14 protein-coding genes and 1 tRNA gene are annotated in these 15,245 nt (G+C 43.0%); 10 read left to right on the plus strand and 5 right to left on the minus strand.

Annotated elements, in window-relative coordinates; translation table 11 throughout:
• The first annotated feature begins 579 nt into the window (after positions 1 to 579).
• The 3 genes from AB7U21_RS05325 (at position 580) to AB7U21_RS05335 (ending at position 3,938) form a co-directional block, all read left to right on the plus strand.
• Positions 580 to 1,500 carry a UbiA family prenyltransferase gene (locus tag AB7U21_RS05325; RefSeq protein WP_428387529.1) on the plus strand — a complete coding sequence of 307 codons (921 nt, stop codon included), beginning with the start codon at positions 580 to 582 and terminating at the stop codon, positions 1,498 to 1,500.
• A 95-nt stretch (positions 1,501 to 1,595) separates the two neighbouring features.
• Positions 1,596 to 3,212 (plus strand): phenylalanine--tRNA ligase subunit beta, encoded by a 1,617-nt coding sequence (gene pheT, locus AB7U21_RS05330; RefSeq protein ID WP_428387531.1) that lies wholly within the window; start codon positions 1,596 to 1,598, stop codon positions 3,210 to 3,212.
• A 219-nt stretch (positions 3,213 to 3,431) separates the two neighbouring features.
• Positions 3,432 to 3,938 carry a chemotaxis protein CheW gene (locus tag AB7U21_RS05335; protein ID WP_333787581.1) on the plus strand — a complete coding sequence of 169 codons (507 nt, stop codon included), beginning with the start codon at positions 3,432 to 3,434 and terminating at the stop codon, positions 3,936 to 3,938.
• 96 nt (positions 3,939 to 4,034) lie between these two features.
• Here the strand turns inward: AB7U21_RS05335 and AB7U21_RS05340 are convergent, their stop codons facing one another.
• Positions 4,035 to 4,970 carry a magnesium transporter CorA family protein gene (locus tag AB7U21_RS05340; protein WP_333787582.1) on the minus strand — a complete coding sequence of 312 codons (936 nt, stop codon included), beginning with the start codon at positions 4,968 to 4,970 and terminating at the stop codon, positions 4,035 to 4,037.
• A gap of 324 nt (positions 4,971 to 5,294) precedes the next feature.
• Here AB7U21_RS05340 and AB7U21_RS05345 point away from each other — a divergent pair, with 324 nt between their 5' ends.
• The 4 genes from AB7U21_RS05345 to AB7U21_RS05360 all read left to right on the plus strand — a co-directional run bounded on the left by AB7U21_RS05345 (position 5,295) and on the right by AB7U21_RS05360 (position 9,291).
• Positions 5,295 to 7,931, plus strand: a complete 2,637-nt coding sequence (locus tag AB7U21_RS05345; RefSeq protein WP_428387534.1) for a PAS domain-containing sensor histidine kinase — start codon at positions 5,295 to 5,297, stop codon at positions 7,929 to 7,931.
• An 89-nt stretch (positions 7,932 to 8,020) separates the two neighbouring features.
• The gene (locus tag AB7U21_RS05350) at positions 8,021 to 8,149 is read left to right on the plus strand and encodes an integrase (protein ID WP_428387536.1); all 129 of its coding nucleotides are present in this window, start codon (positions 8,021 to 8,023) and stop codon (positions 8,147 to 8,149) included.
• Positions 8,150 to 8,281: 132 nt separating this feature from the next.
• On the plus strand, positions 8,282 to 8,575 hold the full coding sequence (locus AB7U21_RS05355; protein ID WP_428387538.1) for a hypothetical protein: 294 nt from the start codon (positions 8,282 to 8,284) through the stop codon (positions 8,573 to 8,575).
• Positions 8,572 to 9,291, plus strand: coding sequence for a hypothetical protein (locus AB7U21_RS05360; RefSeq protein ID WP_428387540.1), 720 nt, complete (start codon positions 8,572 to 8,574; stop codon positions 9,289 to 9,291). The genes AB7U21_RS05355 and AB7U21_RS05360 overlap by 4 nt, the downstream gene beginning before the upstream one ends.
• A gap of 97 nt (positions 9,292 to 9,388) precedes the next feature.
• Here AB7U21_RS05360 and AB7U21_RS05365 read toward each other — a convergent pair.
• Positions 9,389 to 9,462, minus strand: a tRNA-Val gene (locus AB7U21_RS05365).
• 128 nt (positions 9,463 to 9,590) lie between these two features.
• Between AB7U21_RS05365 and AB7U21_RS05370 the strand changes: the two genes are divergently transcribed.
• From AB7U21_RS05370 to AB7U21_RS05380, 3 genes are read left to right on the plus strand one after another with little or no spacing between them, the layout of a single operon-like run.
• Positions 9,591 to 10,211: a magnesium transporter gene (locus AB7U21_RS05370; protein ID WP_428387552.1), complete on the plus strand. Its 621-nt coding sequence runs from the start codon at positions 9,591 to 9,593 to the stop codon at positions 10,209 to 10,211.
• Positions 10,208 to 10,765 (plus strand): magnesium transporter, encoded by a 558-nt coding sequence (locus tag AB7U21_RS05375; protein ID WP_428387542.1) that lies wholly within the window; start codon positions 10,208 to 10,210, stop codon positions 10,763 to 10,765. The genes AB7U21_RS05370 and AB7U21_RS05375 overlap by 4 nt, the downstream gene beginning before the upstream one ends.
• Before the next feature lie 59 nt (positions 10,766 to 10,824).
• A complete protein-coding gene (locus AB7U21_RS05380; RefSeq protein ID WP_428387544.1) occupies positions 10,825 to 12,030 on the plus strand; it encodes a potassium channel family protein in 1,206 nt (401 codons plus the stop codon).
• A gap of 11 nt (positions 12,031 to 12,041) precedes the next feature.
• Here AB7U21_RS05380 and rpiA read toward each other — a convergent pair whose 3' ends face one another.
• The 3 genes from rpiA to gatD form a co-directional block, all read right to left on the minus strand.
• Positions 12,042 to 12,743 carry a ribose-5-phosphate isomerase RpiA gene (rpiA, locus tag AB7U21_RS05385; RefSeq protein ID WP_428387546.1) on the minus strand — a complete coding sequence of 234 codons (702 nt, stop codon included), beginning with the start codon at positions 12,741 to 12,743 and terminating at the stop codon, positions 12,042 to 12,044.
• Positions 12,744 to 12,756: 13 nt separating this feature from the next.
• Positions 12,757 to 14,085, minus strand: coding sequence for an aspartate--tRNA(Asn) ligase (gene aspS / locus AB7U21_RS05390; protein ID WP_428387548.1), 1,329 nt, complete (start codon positions 14,083 to 14,085; stop codon positions 12,757 to 12,759).
• A gap of 85 nt (positions 14,086 to 14,170) precedes the next feature.
• A partial coding sequence (gene gatD, locus AB7U21_RS05395; protein ID WP_428387550.1) for a Glu-tRNA(Gln) amidotransferase subunit GatD occupies positions 14,171 to 15,245 on the minus strand: 1,075 nt, incomplete at its 5' end.

Here is a 15,245-nt window from a genome sequence, read left to right on the forward strand (position 1 = left end):
CGCTCTTCCGATCTACTGATTTTGCTATCGCTTTCCTTTTAAAATTACCATTGATCAAATTAAATTTTCAATTTTGAATACATCCTTTTTTTCATTGGGTTTCGTTTCAAATCCATTTATGTCTGTTTAATTTTTAATGTGCTATATTTGTGAACATATTTTTAACTAATAATATAATATTTATGACATAATATTTATGTAGATGTTCTTTTAATTGATCTATTTTAAATATACGCGTGGCAATTGGTGGCGTTTTATAAATAGTATTTTATTTTATTATTTCAATCTGAGATAAAAAAAAGCATATAAAAGCATGTTTAAGGAAAACTGTAGTGGTATTTTTATGAACACTCACAATTGATTGAAATTGTCATGGATCAATGTCCTGCTTCAAATAAAGCATCTATTGATTCTGTTTTTTATAAATTCGCTTTCTGCAGCTGACTTTGTCAGTAATACTTTTTTATTAACAGAATTTTTATTTTGAACAAGAAATCAATTTTCTGCGCATATTTTTCATTCTAAATTATAATTTTATGTTCATAATACTTACAAGCATGTCCATTCCCTGTCTTGTCCATGGTTTCCATGTTCAAGTATGTTTCAGATAATAAAGTTAGCATCGATCTTGAAAAAATGCTTATCTCTTTCTGGAAGGAGTTCATATTCGGCGGTCATCTTTTTGCTCTGGGTGCTGTTTCCGTCGTAGCGATGTGTTCTCTCCTGTTCGGTTTACCGATCGGATTGGACCTTCTTCTTGTGACCTATCTGATATTCTATCCGATCTATCTTTATGACTATACTCAGGGTGCTGCAGATGACCTGTTGACCAATTCCGTAAGAGCCAAATATCTCTCAGGCAACAAGAAAACATATATTGTTGTTGCAGGGTCTTTTGCGGTCCTAACAATGCTCTTCCTGCACTATACCAACAGAACAACTATGCTTCTGGGATTTGTAGTACTGGTGCTTGGTCTTCTTTACAGTTCTTATTTCAAGAAAATCACAAAAAAGATAGTCGCCTTTAAGAATTTCTTTGTTTCATCTGTATGGGCCCTGCTTGTTCTGTTCTTTTTCTTTTATTATTCCATTCCTATCACTAAGGCAGCACTGATCATGGCAGGATTTGTGTTTACAAGAATGGTCGCCATACAGATATTATTTGATGTCAGAGATATAGACGGTGACAGAAAGAATGGTCTTCTTACAATTCCAGTCGTAATGGGCGATCATAAAGAATTTGGATTACTTAAATTTCTTAACTTTGCATCCATTGCACTTCTGGTCTTTTCTGTATACTTTGGGCTGCTGCCCTTTATCTCCCTTAGTTTTGTGCCTGTTATGTTCTACGCATCCAATTACATTAACAAAGTAAGAAGTTCAATGAACAATTATGCATGCTATCTACTGGCAGCAGTAGAACCTATCATCTGGTTCAGCACGGTATTTTTTGGAAGCAACCTTGGTAAGCTCACGGTTCTCGTATCGATCATGCTGTAAGGTATTTTGGGAATGTCCTGAACAAAAACATTAAATCTCAGATGGTTCATGTTCAGGTAGCATTCAGTCCTTCAATAACCAAGAGGCTACATTCCATGCCAGTGATCACCCTAGATTATAATGACCTTGAAAAGCTTACAGGTGCAGATAGGAAAACCATTATCGACCGTATTCCAATGATCGGTGCGGATGTCGAACGGGTAGAAACCGATCATGTTGATATCGAGTTTTTCCCAAGCCGTCCTGACCTATACAGTGTTGAGGGTGCCGCGAGGGCCATGCGTGGCTTCCTTGGAATTGAGAAAGGGCTTTGCGAGTACGAGGTCAAACCTTACAGTGTAGAGATCTATAAAGATGCCGCGATAGATGAGGTCAGGCCGGTCCTTGGATGTGCTGTTGTAAGAGGTATGCAGTTCACCTCTTCTTCTATAAAGTCCCTTATGGACCTGCAGGAAGACCTGCACTGGGCTATCGGGCGTGATCGTAAGAAGGTTTCCATTGGTGTGCATGACATGGCACATATCGAACCGCCTTTCAAATATCAGGCAGTTGATCCGGATTTCCGTTTCGTGCCTCTGGACTTCACAGAGCCTTTGTCCATGAGGGAAATACTTGAAAAGCACCCAAAGGGGGTAAGGTTTGCCCATCTTGTAGATGGTCTGTCAAAATATCCATTGATCACAGATGCTAATGGTAATGTACTTTCCTTCCCTCCTATCATAAACGGTACTCTCACGCGGGTGCATGAGGGTACTACAGATCTCTTTATAGACGTTACAGGTCTTAGTGATGCTGTATACACCGCTCTTATCATCGTTACAAGTGCTCTTGCTGAGAGGGGTGGTCATGTGGAGTTTGTACGCATCATCAATGCGGACGGTACTGAGAACATGACACCAGATATGTTTCCTGAGGTCCGGAAACTAACCTCTGAGGAGGTCTTGGACCTGTCTGGTATCGAGCTATCTCCTGAGGATATCGCTGAATTGCTTGAAAGTATGCGGTTCGGTGCAAAAGTGCTTGAAGAAGGCACCGTGGAAGTTCAGGTCCCAGGTTACAGGGCCGATATCCTGGATAACTCAGATCTCATAGAGGATATAGCCATAGCTTACGGCTACAAGAACATAAAACCGATCCTACCTATGAATGCGACAATCGGGACTCAGCATCCGCTCTCACTGGAGCGTGGTCATGTAAGGAACATTATGGTAGGTCTTGGTTATTCGGAAGTGATGCCGTTTACACTTACCAGTGAAAAAGTCCACTTTGAATGGATGTGCCGTCCGGTGACCGATGATGTTACATGTGTCATGCATCCCATCAGCGAAGACCAGACAATGATAAGGACGACCCTTTTGCCTAATCTGATGGAAATATTATCTCTTAACCAGCACAGGGAACTACCTCAGCGTATCTTTGAAGTAGGTGAGGTCGTTGTTAATGGTAAAAATGGTCTGCATCTTGCTGCAGTAGCTATACACGCCAGTGCGAATTTCACTGAAGTAAGGGAATTAATCGGTGCCATTATGCGAGAAAGGCAGCTGTCTTATGAGGTTGTGGTATCAGAGGATCCGGCCTTCATAAATGGCAGACGTGCTGATATCCTTGTCAACGGAAATAAAGTGGGTGTCATCGGTGAACTCTACCCACAGGTGTTGGTTAACTTTGGACTGGGGCAGCCTGTTGTAGGCTTAGAGATAAAGCTTCTTTGAACATTTAGTCTGCAAACGACATCGCTCATGTTCTATGAGCTTATAGTGAATACTGTGTAACTTGTATTTTTTTATTTTCAGGGCAGTTAGTTCAAAGAACTTCTTTTGATTGCCGTTTTTTCTCTGAATTTCCATTTGTTTTGGGGAGTCAAGTTTTGATAAGAATATTTGTATACAATTCAATTGTATAATGTCTTTTATATTTTATGAGGTATCTTCATGCCAGAATTAGCACTAAAAAAAGAAACAGGACTTAAAAAAGAAACACGTTCTGAAGAACTGTTACAACTTGTGGTATTCCAGCTCGGTGAAGAAGAATTCGGACTTGAGATCATGCAGGTACAGGAGATCATCCGCATACCCGAGATCACACGTATTCCTCACTCTCCAGATTATGTAAAAGGGGTCATCAACTTAAGGGGCAAGATCATAACAGTCATCAACCTCGATACAAGGTTCGGTATGGAGCAAAAGGTACACGATGACAATTCCCGCATCATAGTAGCAGAAGTAGATGAAAATGTTGTGGGCATGGTAGTGGATTCAGTGAGTGAGGTTCTGAGACTGCCTTTATCTACGGTGGAGCCGGTGCCTGAGATCATCTCCACTAAGATCAATGCCAACTATCTGAAAGGCGTTGGTAAGCTGGAAGATAGGATGCTTATACTTCTTGATATCACAAAAGTGGTAATGGAAGATGCACCTTCAAAGGTAGCTTATTGCTGATCAGCTAAATGATCATGCTGAATTGAACTGGTACAAATTAGGCTGTACCAGTTCATCCAGCCTTCTAATTACTATTTACACTTCTGAACACATCTTTTAGAACAGTTCTTTCCGTACCATAAATACCGATAATATCACAGAGAATAGTATTGATATCATGAATATTATCATGAAGGCATGGGCATCGTTCTCAAATGGAACATGTACGTTCATCCCGAAAAAACTTGCGACCATTGTTGGTATTGATATGATTATAGTAACAGATGTTAAAAATTTTAGGACCATGTTCAGGTTATTAGAAATGACGGAAGCATAAGCATCCATTGTGCCGGTCAAGATATTGCTATAAATATTGGACATTTCTATAGCCTGCTTGTTCTCTATAATTACATCTTCAAGCAGTTCCATATCATCGGGATACATTTTGATGAGGTTTGCCCGCTGGATCTTTTCAAGGACTATCTCATTGCTCTTTAGTGAAGTTGAAAAATAAACAAGACTTTTTTCAAGTTCTAAGAGCTGGATCAATTCCTCGTTCTTCAGCGATCTGTGTAGCCGGCTTTCGATAACATCACTTGTTTTATCTATGTTTCTCAGATATTGGAGATAGACTTTGGAATTGCGATAAAATATCTGTAGCAAAAAACGTGTTTTCTTAAATGTCCAGAAAGACTTGACCGTATTCTCTAAAAATGGCCTTATAACTGAGTTCTCCCTTAGAGAAACAGTTACAATATTCTCGTTAGTGATGATGATACCAAGAGGTATCGTATAGTAAATACCTCTCTCGGATGTATCTTTGCTTGCAACTGGGATATCTATCAGCACAATGGTGCATTCTTCGTCCAGTTCAATTCTGGCACGTTCCTCTTCATCCAAAGCAGCTTTAAGATGCTCGATCGGTATCTTCAGATCTTCAGAAAGGCAGGATATCTCTTTTTCATTGGGATTTACGATGTTCACCCATGCTCCCTTTTCGATCTTGTCAAGGATGATGATCTCGCTTTCTATTGATTTATAAATGGTGAACACAAAATGCCTCCTTGTTGCCGGATAATGAACGGTGGTCCTTGGTCCGGTTGAGCTATGATCCTATATTACCTTCTCCTTGTGGCTTAAATCACCCATTAACCCATATATGTTTTTCTGCTGAACATTTATCGTTGCCACATTTTTGGTCCTATGGACCATATTTGGCCTGCAGTTCTGATCAAGTTTTCATCTTAAAAAGTTTTGATCCATTGCAGGGAGAAAGAGTTGTTTAAGTAATAGGCTGCAAGACAAAATACTACATGTTTTCGACAACATATAAATACAGTTATTATATAATGGATATAAAAAAAACATGGTTCATACATGCCTTCCAAAACCGATGCATTTTTAAATAGCCAACGTGAAGCAGATCCAATGGATCTCCGGGAAGATGCTATTATCATATTATCCTCTGCCGGGATCATTACTTATACAAATGGAAGCTGGACAGAATTTGCGCTGAAGAACGGTCTGGATATTGTTGCATTAAGTGAAGGAAATCATTTTTTAGATGCTTGCGTGTATTTAACGGGAAACGGAGAAGAAGCATTTTCCATAGCCCAGGGAATAAGAGACGTCATCGAAGGCAGATCGGAAGTATTCAAATTTAAATATCGATCCATAGGTCCCACTGGAGAATGCTGGTTTTTACTAAAAGTCCAGCCGCTGTCAAAAAATTATCCCACAAGTGTGATCCTGCAAAATGTGAATGTCAACAAACGGGAAATGAAAGAACCAGAGCAGAAAGGATCTGAAAATTATCTCTCCAGTGTCCTCAATAACCTGCAACTTGCCGGAGTTATGCTGGATGCAAATGCAAATATTATTTTCTGTAATGATCATTTGCTCGATCTTACAGGATGGAACAGAGAAGAAGTCCTTAACAATAATTGGTTTGATGTTTTTTTACCCACAGAGATAGTCCCTGAAGTAAAAAATGTCTTCATAAGAACAATTGGAACTGCAGATTTCCCATCATACCACGAAAATGAGATCGTCACTAAAGATGGGAATAAAAGAGTTATTGCCTGGACTAATACTGTGCTGAAAGATAGAAGTGGCAGGATTTCCAGTATTACCAGTGTTGGGGAAGACATAACGGACCTTAATCTAACAGAGAGATCGCTCTTAAATAGCAAAGGACAATTGCGCACATTGGTGGACACCATTCCGGATCTTGTCTGGTTGAAAGATCAGAATGGTGTTTATCTGATGTGTAATCCAAAGTTCGAACGATTTTTCGGTGCGAAGGAAGCAAAAATTATCGGCAGTACAGACTATGATTTTGTGGAAAAGGACCTTGCAGACCTTTTCACTCTGAATGACAGAAAAACCATGGATGCGGGCAAACCCAGCATGAATGAGGAGGAGATCATTTTTGCTGATGATGGGCATAGAGAATACCTTGAAACCATTAAAAGTCCTATGTATGACTCAAATGGGCATTTGATAGGTGTATTGGGGGTTGGCCGGGATATCACACGGCACAAGCTGGCTGAAGAAGAGTTGCAAAGGAGAGAAATGCAGCTTCGTACTGCACAGAAGGTGGGAGGCTTTGGGAGCTGGGAATTTGATCTTGGTTCCGGTAAGGTAGATGCTTCTGAACAAGCACTCCTCATTTATGGATTAGAAAATAAACAACTTACGATCAAAGACATACAAACTATTCCTTTACCAGAGTATCGTTCTATGCTTGATACGGCACTCCGGGATCTTGTGAGCAGCAAAAGACCATATGATGTTCATTTTAGGATCACAAGGCAAAATGATGGTAAGATCCGTGATATACATTCGGTGGCAGAATATTTTGCTGAAAGAAATGTAGTTATTGGGACTATACAGGATATCACTGACAGAAAGCAGGCTGAGAACAGGGTTGCAGAGGAGGCAGCCAGAAGGCGCATCCTGATCGAACAATCAAAAGATGGAATAGTTATCCTTGATCAGAATGGTAAGGTTTGCGAAGCAAACCAACGATACGCTGAAATGCTGGGCTATTCGCCAGAGGAGCTCCTTACACTATACATGTGGGATTGGGATACTCACTATACGAAAGAGCAGTTGCTGGAAATGATCCGGCTTGCTGACAATAGAGGGGTCATTCATGAAACTACGCATCGTCGCAAGGATGGTACCTTCATCAACGTGGAAATAAGTGGGAACGCAGCTTTCTTTGGAGGGAAAAAACTGATCTTCTGCGTCTGCAGGGACATTACCGAGAGAAAGCAGGCTGAAGAGATCCTATTGAATGCTAAGATCGCTGCTGAGGATGCAAACAGAAGCAAGGGTGAATTCCTGGCTACCATGAGCCATGAATTGAGAACTCCGCTTAATTCTATAATAGGTTTTTCTGATATTTTGCTCGAAGGAACTGCCGGGAACCTGAATGAAAAACAGGCAAGGTATATAGATCACATTCTTAAAGGCGGTAGACATCTGCTGGAACTAATCAATGATATCCTTGATTTTTCAAAGGCCGAAGCCGGTAAAATGGAACTGAACCGCGAATTGTTCTCAATTTATGATGTAATGGAAGAGATAAAGGCACTAATATCCCCCCTTGCACTTAAGAAGAACATTGAATTTGACATAAAGGTAGAGTCAGGCCTTGAAAATATCTGTGCGGATAAAATAAAGTTCAAACAGGTCCTCTACAACCTTACGAGCAACGCCATCAAATTCACCCCGGATAAGGGTTATGTAGGTATTACTGCGCAGCGTTATCATAATATGCTTCACATTAGTGTAATAGATACCGGGATAGGGATTGCAACGAAAGATCTTGGCAAACTTTTCCAGCCATTTAAACAGCTGAACTCATATATGACACGTGAGCATCAGGGAACCGGGCTTGGTCTGGTCCTTGTTAAAAAGTATGCTGAAATGCATAGTGGCAGTGTATGGGTGGAAAGCGAGGTCGGAAAAGGAAGCATATTTACTTTTAGGATCCCGTATTGTTGAGGACAGATTGTCCTTTTTGGCAAGAGGCATTTGAGTTTTTTTGAAGATGAGGCTCCAGCAGCAAACTCCTTTCTTTTAAGCTTAAAAGCGTGACTGAAAGTTTGGTTGATTTCATTCAGGGAAGCGCACCGGCCACTGTCAGAAGCGCGCATTATTTGAATAAAGTGCAGCAGGCTATGGATGAATTTAGGAGGATCATTGATGCTTTTCCTTTTTAAGTAGGTACTGCTGCACCTTCAAATCGATCTTTGCCATTGGATAAGATCGAGAAACTCAATTATGCGATAAAGACAAACTTATTTATGTACACAATAATATACTGGACTATACCGAGGCGATGAGGAAATTACATGTCAAAAATAGCTAAATCCAATGTTCGACCCAGTTTTCCTGAAAAAATCGGTACACAATCAACATGTAATAACTCTATGGGATTGTCACCTGACGAGCAATCTAAACACATCGAAGAGTTAGCACGGAAAGCAACAACCCATGCAGCAAATGATGCTCTCAAAAATGGCAGAGCTATTACGATCCAACAGGGCAATGCTATTGTCAGGAAATTCCCAGATGGTAGGGTCGAAGTGATAAAAACACTCGAAAATGCATTTGTTGTCCCAAAAAAACTTGTGTATAAACTATGAAGCGGATCCGAATATTCGCGGGTCCGAATGGATCAGGTAAATCTACTCTGGTCAAACAATTCATTGAAGATGACCCATGGTTAATAAATACACAATTACATATTGATCCTGACAAACTTAATATTACAAAAATTATTGATTTTGGAAAGTTTGGAATACAATCAAATATTTCTGAATTCAAAAAACATCTTTTAGATTCGACCCTGCTCCCAATAAGTAAAATTGACATTAAACATATAAAATTTGAAAATAATTGTCTTATCAACGATCTAAACAACCCCTATTTGGGTTCATTGGCAGCGGATTTCATCCGGGATAAACTAATTGACCTGGATATCAGCTTGTTTTCATTTGAAACAGTATTTTCACATGGATCTAAAATTGAATTCATGGAACGTGCTAAAGAAAAAGGATGGCAGCTATATCTTTATTTTATAAGCACATCAGATAGTACCATTAACCAAGGACGAGTGAAAGAACGTGTTGAAAAGGGACAACATGACGTTCCTGATCACAAAATAACAACAAGGTACATAAAATCAAACAACTTATTATATGATGCCGTAAAGCTATGCAGGAGAGCATATATATTTGACAATTCGAATGATTCTGCAGTCCTAATTGCAGAAAAAGATATCGATGGAACAATTCAAATAAAAGATGAAAACCATTTACCACAATGGGTCGATACATATCTGTTCTCGAAAGTCAAATAAATTTACGAATTACAGGCTCTGCTTAATACTTCAATGATGACAAAAGAATACTTTGTCTATTGAAAAGATCAGCATCAGAAAAATCAGATATTTCAAGTGGGCCCGCTGAGATTCGAACTCAGGATCCCCGCCGTGTAAAGGCGATGTCATGACCGGCTAGACCACGGGCCCTTATTTTCTAACTGAGTAGTGTTGTGCGGTACCCTAAATGTAACTAGGGGTATATAGCCTTTTTTGATGAGTTGTGAACATTTGCCATAGAACAGTGTTTTAATATAAAGATGCAGATAATAGATACTATGCTTCACCGTGCACATCCTGAAGAAGAGGATGAGATCGGGATAGTCGAGGAGTACATTGGTGACTATGCCAGCATCTCGTCGATAGTACGTGAAGCGTTGCCTTTTGAGATCATAGCGACCATGGGCGGGGTCATAGCAGGCATCATTTTGTCCGGCATGACAGAAGAACTGCAACTCATTCCCGGGTTGATAGTCATCTCGCCTGCCGTGCTTGGTATGCGCGGCAATATTTCCTGTACTCTGGGTTCACGTCTTGGAAGCGCCATACACATGGGTCTTATCACCAAGATCGAGAACAATCCCGAACTTACCAATAACATTGGAGGTTCATTGTTGCTGAGTTTTATCATTTCAGCTATTCTCGGGCTGCTGGGACATTTCGTGACCATTGCATTCGGTCTTGAAAGTGCCGGTGCGCTGACGCTCATGTTCATAGCTGTGCTGGCGGGGGTATCTTCAGGGCTTATACTGGCAGTAGTAGCGGTTTTCCTGTCCCTTGGAATGTTCAGGTTCGGTTTCGATCCGGACAATGTGGTCACTCCGGCCATTGCTACCATCGGAGACATCGTTTCCATGTTAATGCTTTTCCTGGCTGCAAAGGCGGTGCTTCTCCTATGACCTATTACACAGTAAGGGGTATCGTAGGAAGAGGTTTCCCGATCCTGGTGACTACCTCGTTCGTCGGGCTCATCACCGGGCAGATCCTGAACTACAGGCTTGACCAGCTCGTTTCCATGCCCATCATTCTGTTGCTCATTCCATCGCTCATCAAAATAGGGGGAGACACAGGCAGCATGCTGGGTGCCAGGATCTCCTCTGCCCTGCACATGGGTCTTGGTGGTCATATCACAAAGAACCCCGTCGTAAGGAACAGCGTGCTTGCGGCTCTGATAGTGGGTCTCACAGCGAGCGCGGTGTTAAGTTTCATAGTCTGGGTTACAGGACACCTGATGGGAATAGGAATTGGCATGTTCGTGCTATTCAAAATATGCATGATCGCAGGCGGCATTGAACTTACAGTTGTGTTCTTTATGACCGTGTTGATATCCTTTATGTCCCACAGGTTCGGACTGGACCCCGACGATACTGTGATCCCTATCATTGCGACCCTGGGAGATCTGGTGGGTGTCGCAGGTATATTTATTACTCTGCGCATGTTCAGCATGCTATAATATAATAAACCGGAAAGCTATATTCTAAAATGAAAATAGATCAGAGCTGATAGAACATTATGAGTCCGAAAGAGATACGATACACTCCAAGAAACCTGAAGGATATGCTCATTGAGATGAAAGACACCTCGGAACTGATGGTGGACCTGGCATATTCTGCCATGATCTATGATAATGAGGACATTGCTGAAGAGGTAGTGCGTCTTGAAGACAAGATGGATACCCTCTATTATCACATGAAGATCACTGCCATGCTAAGTACAAGGCGTGTGGAAGAGGCCGAAGAGATGGCCGGTGTCCTGCAGGTTGCACAAGCCTCAGAAGGAATTGCAGATGCTGCCGGGGATATTGCAAAGATAGTGCTCATGGAAATGGGCATACCAATGGAGTTGAAGCTTGCTCTAAGAGAAGCAGCTGAGACCATAGTGAGAGCTACGGTCAGTCCGGAGTCCAAAGTTGCAGGTCATACTCTGGGGGACATTGAACTCGATACCGAGACGGGTATGTGGGTGATAGCCATCCGCAGGCAGAATGACTGGATCTACAATCCAAATCATGAAACAAGGGTCAGAGCCGATGATGTGCTGTTTGCAAGAGGGCATGATGAAGGTGTTTTACTTTTCGCAGAGCTTGTGACCAATGAGAAGTACATTCCAAAAGAAGTGAAACATGAAAAAATGTTGCAGGACCTTGAAAAGGCGGTAGATATCATTGTGGACATGAAGGATATGGCAGAAATGTCTGTGGGCCTTGCATATTCGGCGTTGCTCTTCGATAATGAGGATATTGCCGAAGAGGTCAAGGCCATCGAATATAAGATGGATTGCATGAAGCACGAACTGCAGCATTGGGTCCTGGAGACCGCCAAGCATGTTTCCGATGTCAATCAGCTGCGTGGGCTTTTACACCTTGCGAATGCCTCAGAGTCCATCTCAGATGCAGCATATGCTATAGCTGACATTGTACTAAGGGATATAGAACTGCATCCGGTCGTAACTATAGCTGTACGTCAATCAGATGAAGTGATAACACGCCTGACTGTGGAAAGCTGCTCGCCTATTGTGGGAAAGACCTTCGGCCAACTCAAACTTGAGACAGAGACAGGGGTCTATGTCATGGCTATAAAAAGAGGTGAAAAATGGCTGTACAGCCCTAAAAAGAACACGCAGGTGCAGGCTGGCGATATCCTTATAGCCCGTGGTTCACACACCGGCGAAGAAGCGCTTATAGAAATGTGTGCCTGCCCTCTTGATGTGAATAAATGATACCCTTTTTATCAAAGGGTATCCAGCCTTTTTACGGATCCATCCTTATTCCCGATGAACACCATATCTGTCACATCGGTGAAAATACCATGCTCAACCACTCCGGGACACATTGATAAGGAAATGGACAGAGCTTCCACATTATCTATAGTTCCAAATGATGCATCTATAACGAAGTTCCCGTTATCAGTGATCACAGGTCCGTCTTTTCGTGACGCCAGGCGCAGTTGTGGCTCTCCGCCCAGTTCACGCACGCATCTCATGACCAGTTCCTTCGCGTAAGGCAGCACTTCTATTGGTACGAAATGGTCAAGTTGTTCCTTCATTTTCGAATCATCGACCACCACCACGAATTGATCAGAGGAGAATGCAACGACCTTTTCTCTTGTGTGCGCAGCCCCCCCTCCTTTGATGACATTCAGATCCGTATCTACCTGATCAGCTCCATCGATGGCGATATCAAGTTCAGGGTGTTCGGCCAGTGTTGTAAGGGGTATGCCTGCTTCAATGGCCAGCATTTCAGACTGGTATGATGTGACAACAGCCAGCACGTCGAGCCCCTCGTCAACTCTTCTACCTATTGCTTTAATTGCAAAGGCAGTGGTAGAGCCTGTACCAAGACCTATCACGCTGCCGTCTTCCACAAGCCAGGCAGCAGCTTCTCCAGCTGCCTGTTTACCTGTACTTCCAGATGTAGCGTTCCTTTCCTGCATGTTATCACTCACCTCATGGGGATAATCTGCGCCTGTCCCTTGGGAACAGTACTACGTCACGTATATTCTCAACACCCAGCATTGTCATTACAAGACGTTCACAGCCTACACCCCATCCTGCATGCGGAGGCATTCCATATCTGAACGCCTTCAGATAGAAATCAAAGCCTTCCGGGTCCAATCCCTGGGACTCGATCCTGTTCTTTAGCATATCATGGATGTGTATACGCTGGGCACCGGATGACAGCTCCATGGTCCTGTGCATCATGTCGAAGGACTTGCTGAACTCCGGCCTGTCCTCGTATGGCATTGCATAGAACGGCTTGATCTCAGTGGGCCAGTCGATAATGAAATAGTGGGACACGCCCATTTCTTTGAACACATGTGCGCCGATCGTATGTTCGGAAAGGGTGCTCAGGTCATCTCCCCATTTGAGTGTTTCTTCTCCATGGGCATTCACTATTTCCAGTGCTTCATCGTAGGTCATCTTCGGGAAGGGTACTGCCGGAACCTGCAGGTCTATGCCAAGCACTTCAAGTGACCTTGCTGCGTTCTCTTTTACATGAGCATAAACATATGCTATCATGTTCTCAAGGATCGCCATGACATCGAAATGGTCACAGAAGCTTGCCTCTATATCGATAGAAGTGGCCTCATTGAGATGTTTCCTGGTATCATGTTCCTCGGCCCTGAATATGGGGCCTATCTCAAAGACCCTGTCAAGCCCTCCTGACATGAGGATCTGCTTGAAAAGCTGAGGGCTCTGGTTAAGGAAAGCCTCTCTGTCAAAGTATGTTATGGGAAACAGCGATGTTCCACCTTCAGTGGCAGTTGCCACGACCTTTGGGCTTGTCACATCGATGAATCCATTGTCACTAAGATATTTCCGGACCGCTTGCAAGGTCTCATGGCGTATCTTAAAGATGGCAGTGGTCCTGTCCCTTCGGAGGTCCATGAACCTCGAGTCCAGGCGTGTGTCCAGCTCAGCTTCCACTTTGCCTGTCGTATCCATGGGCAGAGGGGAGTCTGCTTCATTGAGCAGCATTATCTCCTTAGGTATAAGCTCATACCCACCCGGGGCTTTTGCTTCGGCTTTGACCGTGGCAGTGACAGTGATAACGGATTCTCTCACAAGCTTTCTTGCAGTTTCAAGAAGTTCAGGGTCCGTTCTCTTTTTGACCAGGGTCACCTGTGCACGGCCTTCCCGGTCACGCAGCACGACAAAACAAATGCCTCCAAGGTCTCTTACTTCGTACACCCAGCCAGCCAGGGTCACTTCCGCACCATTCATAGCTTCCGGGTCTATCTGGGACGTATAATGTGTCCTTAAGTTCAATGACATATATTCACCTGTATATGAGTAGTGATCTTTTTCCTCACTAACGATCCTTGCGGTATAAAAGTAATTACTTTTATATAACGATGCTTTATTCCGAACTTCTCTCGTTGATCTCAAATGCGATGTTCTGAGTCATCATTTTTTTCACAGTATCGGGGTCATCAGACAGTTTCAGCGCCCACATGAGCTTTACCAGGGCTACTTCAGGCAGCATATCTTCTCCCTCAATGGCCCCGGCTTTTAACATATCCCTGCCGGTATCATAAATGCGGTCACAGACCCGGCCATGAAGGCATTGGGACGTTATTACTACAGGGACGTTCATGGTTGTTGCGCGTTCTATCATAGGCACCCATTCGGATGACACATGCCCCAGTCCTGTACCCTCGATTACAATACCTTTGTATCCTGCATCAAGATAATATGAAATTATATCGGGACTTGCGCCGGGTGTGAACTTGACAAGTGCACATTTTGGCTCGAAGCCGCCTCTAAGTTCGAGTTGATGTGAGGACCTTTTAGTATATTCCAGGTGAGTGTGGATCTCCCCGGTAAGATAGTCCACAAAGCCTATAGGTTCCGAGTTAATGGATCTGAACGCATCTCTTCTGGAAGTGTGCATCTTTCTGACCTTGGTGGCTCTGTGTATATCGCATAGGTCATCCGATTCACTGCCATGCATCACCACACACACTTCGGCGATGTCGCTTACTGCGACTTTAGCTGCACATATCGCATTCATGGCATTGTCACTGCTTGGCCGGTCAGCACTGCGCTGTGAACCAACGAACACGATGGGCACAGGAGTGCGGACCATGAAGGCCAGTGCAGCAGCTGTATACATCATCGTGTCAGTACCATGTGCAATGATTATTCCATCTGCACCGTTCTTGATCTCTTCTGCCACCGCCCTGGAAAGCTTTTCCCAATATTCGGTCCTCATGTTCTCGGAAAGTATATTATAGATGGCTCTTCCGGAGAGATCTGCAATTTCCGTAAGTTCAGGGATCGCTTTTAATATGTCATCAGCGGAGAACCTCGCTGTAACTGCCCCGGTCCTGTAATCGATCTTGCTTGCAATGGTGCCGCCGGTGGAGAGGATGGAAACCTTAGGCAGTTTGTTTTTAGTTGCTTTTTTTGCCCCGGAGGTGCCGGTGTCACTA

This window comes from Methanomethylovorans sp. (assembly GCF_050177135.1).
GTDB lineage: Archaea > Halobacteriota > Methanosarcinia > Methanosarcinales > Methanosarcinaceae > Methanomethylovorans.

Coding starts and splice junctions, on each gene's coding strand:
- AB7U21_RS05325 (WP_428387529.1), top strand. CDS start 580: ATGGTTTCCATGTTCAAGTATGTTTCAGATAATAAAGTTAGCATCGAT.
- pheT (WP_428387531.1), top strand. CDS start 1,596: ATGCCAGTGATCACCCTAGATTATAATGACCTTGAAAAGCTTACAGGT.
- AB7U21_RS05335 (WP_333787581.1), top strand. CDS start 3,432: ATGCCAGAATTAGCACTAAAAAAAGAAACAGGACTTAAAAAAGAAACA.
- AB7U21_RS05345 (WP_428387534.1), top strand. CDS start 5,295: ATGCCTTCCAAAACCGATGCATTTTTAAATAGCCAACGTGAAGCAGAT.
- AB7U21_RS05355 (WP_428387538.1), top strand. CDS start 8,282: ATGTCAAAAATAGCTAAATCCAATGTTCGACCCAGTTTTCCTGAAAAA.
- AB7U21_RS05360 (WP_428387540.1), top strand. CDS start 8,572: ATGAAGCGGATCCGAATATTCGCGGGTCCGAATGGATCAGGTAAATCT.
- AB7U21_RS05370 (WP_428387552.1), top strand. CDS start 9,591: ATGCTTCACCGTGCACATCCTGAAGAAGAGGATGAGATCGGGATAGTC.
- AB7U21_RS05375 (WP_428387542.1), top strand. CDS start 10,208: ATGACCTATTACACAGTAAGGGGTATCGTAGGAAGAGGTTTCCCGATC.
- AB7U21_RS05380 (WP_428387544.1), top strand. CDS start 10,825: ATGAGTCCGAAAGAGATACGATACACTCCAAGAAACCTGAAGGATATG.
- rpiA (WP_428387546.1), bottom strand. CDS start 12,743: ATGCAGGAAAGGAACGCTACATCTGGAAGTACAGGTAAACAGGCAGCT.
- aspS (WP_428387548.1), bottom strand. CDS start 14,085: ATGTCATTGAACTTAAGGACACATTATACGTCCCAGATAGACCCGGAA.